The 5,786-nt window shown below is 55.0% G+C and carries 1 protein-coding gene, 1 tRNA gene and 2 rRNA genes; all 4 read left to right on the top strand.

Going from position 1 to position 5,786, the window contains the following annotated elements; genetic code table 11:
- Positions 1-64: 64 nt before the first annotated feature.
- The 4 genes from ACR0KW_RS24030 (at position 65) to ACR0KW_RS24015 (ending at position 5,733) form a co-directional block, all read left to right on the top strand.
- Positions 65-140, top strand: a tRNA-Ala gene (locus ACR0KW_RS24030).
- Positions 141-473: 333 nt separating this feature from the next.
- Positions 474-3,193, top strand: a 23S ribosomal RNA gene (locus ACR0KW_RS24025).
- 141 nt (positions 3,194-3,334) lie between these two features.
- Positions 3,335-3,449, top strand: a 5S ribosomal RNA gene (gene rrf / locus ACR0KW_RS24020).
- 1,930 nt (positions 3,450-5,379) lie between these two features.
- Positions 5,380-5,733, top strand: coding sequence for a transposase (locus ACR0KW_RS24015; protein WP_480807277.1), 354 nt, complete (start codon positions 5,380-5,382; stop codon positions 5,731-5,733).
- The last annotated feature ends 53 nt before the right edge of the window (positions 5,734-5,786 follow it).

Genomic DNA, 5,786 nt, shown 5'->3' with positions numbered 1-5,786 from the left:
CCGAGCTGATGCGAGGGAAGCCAAGCCGACGGATGTCGGTGCCGGCGCTTGAGGCCAGAATAACGGGGCCTTAGCTCAGCTGGGAGAGCGCCTGATTTGCATTCAGGAGGTCAGGAGTTCGATCCTCCTAGGCTCCACCATTTTCCTTGATCTACTTTAGAGAGTATTCGTTTTGCGAGCTTTGTTCTAAGGCTTGCTTGTTCTGTGACATTTTGAAGAGAAGACATGATTGGCCGCTTGCCGCGCCAGAACCTTTATTGGGTTTGTGGCAAGTGACAGCTAGCCAGTTAGCCACCCTTTGGGTGGTCATGGGGGCGCTTGACCGCTGCCCCGCCAGTTGTGTCTCATGAACTGGTCTAGACATATGCATGCATATGTCTTTGATACATATTGATCTATTCAATGTGTGCCAAGTTGAAATCAAGCTTTGCTTTGATTGGATATAATCCTTGGTGATTATAGCTAATGAGAGTGATCAAGTGTCTTAAGGGCATTTGGTGGATGCCTTGGCGACTAGAGGCGATGAAAGACGTGATACGCTGCGATAAGCGTCGGGGAGCTGCGAATAAGCTTTGATCCGGCGATTTCTGAATGGGGCAACCCACCCGCAAGGGTACCCGCAAGGGGGCAAACCCGGAGAACTGAAACATCTCAGTACCCGGAGGAAAGGACATCAACCGAGACTCCGCTAGTAGTGGCGAGCGAACGCGGACCAGGCCAGTGGTCATATTTTAAGAACCGGAACAAGTTGGGAAACTTGGCCTTAGTGGGTGATAGCCCCGTACGGGTAGAAAGAAGTATGATCCTTGAGTAGGGCGGGACACGTGAAATCCTGTCTGAACATGGGGGGACCACCCTCCAAGCCTAAGTACTCCTAGTCGACCGATAGCGCACCAGTACCGTGAGGGAAAGGTGAAAAGTACCCCGACGAGGGGAGTGAAATAGTACCTGAAACCGAATGCTTACAAACAGTTGGAGCCCGTAAGGGTGACAGCGTACCTTTTGTATAATGGGTCAGCGACTTAATTTAACGAGCAAGCTTAAGCCGATAGGTGTAGGCGCAGCGAAAGCGAGTCTGAATAGGGCGTTTTAGTTCGTTGGATTAGACCCGAAACCGAGTGATCTAGCCATGAGCAGGTTGAAGGTGCGGTAACACGCACTGGAGGACCGAACCCACGAATGTTGAAAAATTCGGGGATGACTTGTGGCTAGGGGTGAAAGGCCAATCAAACTCGGAAATAGCTGGTTCTCCGCGAAATCTATTTAGGTAGAGCGTCCTGTGAATACTCCTGGGGGTAGAGCACTGGATGGGCTATGGGGGCTCACCGCCTTACTGATCCTAACCAAACTCCGAATACCAGGAAGTACTGCAGGGCAGACACACAGTGGGTGCTAACGTCCATTGTGGAGAGGGAAACAACCCTGACCGCCAGTTAAGGTCCCTAAGTTATGGCTAAGTGGGAAAGGATGTGAGGATCCCAAAACAACCAGGATGTTGGCTTAGAAGCAGCCATCATTTAAAGAAAGCGTAACAGCTCACTGGTCTAAATAAGGGTCTTTGCGCCGAAAATGTACCGGGGCTAAAGCCATACACCGAAACTGCGGGTGCATCTTTGATGCGCGGTAGCGGAGCGTTCTGTAAGCTGATGAAGGGTGACCCGTGAGGGCACCTGGAAGTATCAGAAGTGCGAATGCTGACATGAGTAACGATAAAGAGGGTGAGAGACCCTCTCGCCGAAAGTCCAAGGGTTCCTGCGCAACGCTAATCGGCGCAGGGTTAGCCGGCCCCTAAGGCGAGGCCGAAAGGCGTAGTCGATGGGAACGGGGTTAATATTCCCCGGCCAGTGGGTAGTGACGGATGCCGTGTATCGTATCTCCTTATTGGATTGGAGATGCGGTGAAGGTGTTCCTGGAAATAGCTCCCACGCTAAGACCGTACCCGAAACCGACACAGGTGGACAGGTAGAGTATACCAAGGCGCTTGAGAGAACTGTGCTGAAGGAACTCGGCAAATTGCTCCCGTAAGTTCGCGAGAAGGGAGCCCGGTACGAAGGCAACTTTGTATCGGGGGCACAGAATAGGGGGTTGCGACTGTTTATCAAAAACACAGGGCTCTGCGAAGCCGCAAGGCGACGTATAGGGTCTGACGCCTGCCCGGTGCTGGAAGGTTAAGAGGAGGTGTGCAAGCACCGAATTGAAGCCCCAGTAAACGGCGGCCGTAACTATAACGGTCCTAAGGTAGCGAAATTCCTTGTCGGGTAAGTTCCGACCTGCACGAATGGCGTAACGACTTCCCCGCTGTCTCCAGCACAGACTCAGTGAAATTGAATTCCCCGTGAAGATGCGGGGTTCCTGCGGTCAGACGGAAAGACCCCGTGCACCTTTACTACAGCTTCACACTGGTATTCGTGATGACATGTGTAGGATAGGTGGTAGGCGTTGAAGCGTGGGCGCCAGCTCGCGTGGAGCCATCCTTGAAATACCACCCTTGTCCTCATGGATATCTAACCGCGGCGCAACAACGCCCGGGACCGTGTGTGGCGGGTAGTTTGACTGGGGCGGTCGCCTCCCAAATGGTAACGGAGGCGCGCGAAGGTGGGCTCAGAGCGGTCGGAAATCGCTCGTCGAGTGCAATGGCATAAGCCCGCCTGACTGCGAGACTGACAAGTCGAGCAGAGACGAAAGTCGGTCATAGTGATCCGGTGGTCCCTCGTGGAAGGGCCATCGCTCAACGGATAAAAGGTACGCCGGGGATAACAGGCTGATGATGCCCAAGAGTCCATATCGACGGCATTGTTTGGCACCTCGATGTCGGCTCATCACATCCTGGGGCTGGAGCAGGTCCCAAGGGTTCGGCTGTTCGCCGATTAAAGTGGTACGTGAGCTGGGTTCAGAACGTCGCGAGACAGTTCGGTCCCTATCTGCCGTGGGTGTAGGAATATTGAAAGGATCTGTCCCTAGTACGAGAGGACCGGGATGGACGTACCTCTGGTGGACCTGTTGTGGCGCCAGCCGCATTGCAGGGTAGCTATGTACGGAAGGGATAACCGCTGAAGGCATCTAAGCGGGAAACCCACCTTAAAACAAGTAGTCCCTGAAGAGCCGTGGAAGACCACCACGTCGATAGGAGGCATGTGGAAGCGCAGCAATGCGCGAAGCTGAGCCTTACTAATAGCTCGTTCGTCTTGATCACTCCCATTAAGCTATAATCACAGCAAAGATAAGCCTGCTCAGATATCGAAGCAGACAAGCTTATCGAAAGACAAAGCAACAATAGACCAGTTCATAACAGTTCAGCTCCTAGCAAGCTAAACTGATACGTGTGTTACTCCTGCCCGGTGGCTATGGCGGGGCACCCCCACCCGATCCCATCCCGAACTCGGAAGTGAAAAGCCCCTGCGCCAATGGTACTTCGTCTCAAGACGCGGGAGAGTAGGGCGCCGCCGGGCATGAATAATACACAAACATCTTCAAAAAAAACGCAGAACATATCCTTCATAAAAGCCTCGAGCCACAAGCTCGGGGCTTTTTTGCGTACTGAACTCCAAAACGCCCATTCCTAAAATCTGGCCTCGAAATCCGGCCCCCAAATCTAGCCAGGACATCCCCGCCAATGCGTACCCAGCAAGCAAACCAAACGGAGTGACACAAAACTCAGATCAGGTAGTGTTGCAAGAACAAAGCGCGAAAATATGCGCAGGAGGATGACGGGAGGGGGAGTCGGAGGAGAGGCAGAACGGACGGGAGAGCATAGCGACGTGCAGGACAGGCTAGCGAAATGCTTCTCAAAGCAGAGATGAAGCTCAAGAACAGAGACCCAACTGAAAGCCGGAAGGAGCGGTGAACGGGCTGACACGACGCTTTGGTGGAAAAAAGCCAAGGCGGACAGGCCTGCCGGACACAGAGCGACCTGCCTTTATCGAGGCGGCCTGTGACCGGTGATGGCTGACGAGAGGCAAGGGGACGGGCTCGCCGTAGCAACACCTGCGGTGACAGTCACGGACTTGAGCAAATGAGATCAACACGGTTTGAAAACGGACGGCACTGAGTGACCCAGTGGGAACGGGGGGCGTGCAAGGCTGTGGAGCTGGGTGATTGTGTGACATCCTGATCGTTTGCCAACAGACAGCCGCCCGTGAAACCACACGCTGTCACGGCGCCAATACGTCGAGATAAAGGGTCAATCCCAAAAAGGCGAGGACCGGTCTGGTGCGAGCGCTGGGAGGTACGGCCATGGTGCTGCTGTGGGCCTTTGACGCTGGAGCAAACAGCACGCGGTGCGGCGCTGGCAATAAAGGCCACGCCCAATGGGGGAAATAAGTCTGGCAGGGCGTTTGAAGGCCGCTGGTGTGGCGGGCTGTTGACGCTGGAGGCCGAGCAGAGCCGGCACGGGGCTGCCGGGGGCCGTGCGGTCTGTGTGCCTGTCACCGGGTGGGGGCCTGCAACTGAGTGCCCGGATCGGTGGTCGTGATCGGTCGCGCTCCGTCCGGCGGAGCAGTGCCTGCGGGCGGCCCGAAGATGACCGGTGTTAGTGGGATCCTCACAGGCAAGCTGGGCGAAGCCGGAACTGAAACGCCCGAAGGCCGTGCCCGCTGCTCAGCCTTGAATGGGCTGACCCGGGCTCTTTGCGTTGCACTGTGCGCTGACTTGCGTTGCACGCGCACAATCTGAGCTGCATATGCGGCGACGGGCCGGTGCGCGGTGGTCTCAGCCGGGCCTTCGCTCACAGCCGCTGCAACGTGCAGGGTGTTGAGACCGGGCGCGCGCGGCGTGACCGGGTGCAGCGCGGCTCATCCCTGAAGCCTCCTCCCAAGCCTCCACAGCCGCATGCCAACGGGAATAAAATAAACCTCAAGAAAAACAACACAAACCTATCCCCTCTGAACACCGCACATAACAAAACCAGCACAAAAAACTTATGCCCCGGGTGGAAAGGAGCGCTGATGAAAAACACAGAGACGATGACAGCGAAAGCTAAGCCGGGGAAATAGGACGTAAAGCAGCGAGAGATTAAAGCGTTTTGTTTTTGGTCGCGAGGAGCAGATTCAAGGCAAAGGCCTTCAGCTTTGTACCGAGAGGTCCATTTGCGCAAGGTGCGCACGCTGACGGCAAAGTCTCCGGCAATCTCGCTGCATGATCGCGCTTGCTCAGGCCCGCGCATGAGCATCTGCTCTCGGCTATCCGGCGCGGTTCGGCCAGTCCTTTGCCGGTCGTTCATTGCCGTGTCTTTGACGTGGCTTGGTGGTGAAACCCACATCAAGCCCATAAACGTGATGGACAGCCTCTTTTAGAGCGTGTCTCTGTAGAACGGATTCAGGGTTCTCCTTTCTTATGATCTGTGATTCACTCACACCTGATTGATCTTCGAAGGGGAGTGATATGGGACGGCCTCATCCAATTGAGTTACGCGAGCGTGTGGTCGCCTTTGTTGAAGAAGGCAATACCCATCGAGCCAGTGCAGCGCGTTTTCGGGTCTCTGTTAAGTTTGTCAATGACATAGTCAAGCTGAAGCGTGAAACTGGCAGCCTTGAGGCCAGACCCCAAGGCAATCCTGGACGTGGGAAACTGACAGGAGTGCATGAGTGGGTTCGCTTGCGTATGCATGAGAAAGATGACCTCACACTCGATGAGTTCGTGCAGGAGCTGAGCATGGTGAAGGGGCTCAAGGTGCATCGCTCGTCTGTGGGCCGACTGCTGCACCGTCTTGGTTTGTCGCATAAAAACAGACCTTGATGGCAACCGAGCAGCATCGTCTGGATGTGGAGCTTGAGCGGCATATCTGGATC

The sequence above is a fragment of the Ruegeria sp. CG11 genome, from assembly GCF_056537245.1.
Note: the sequence above shows the minus strand (reverse complement) of the source record. Positions and strands in the feature narration are given on the sequence as shown.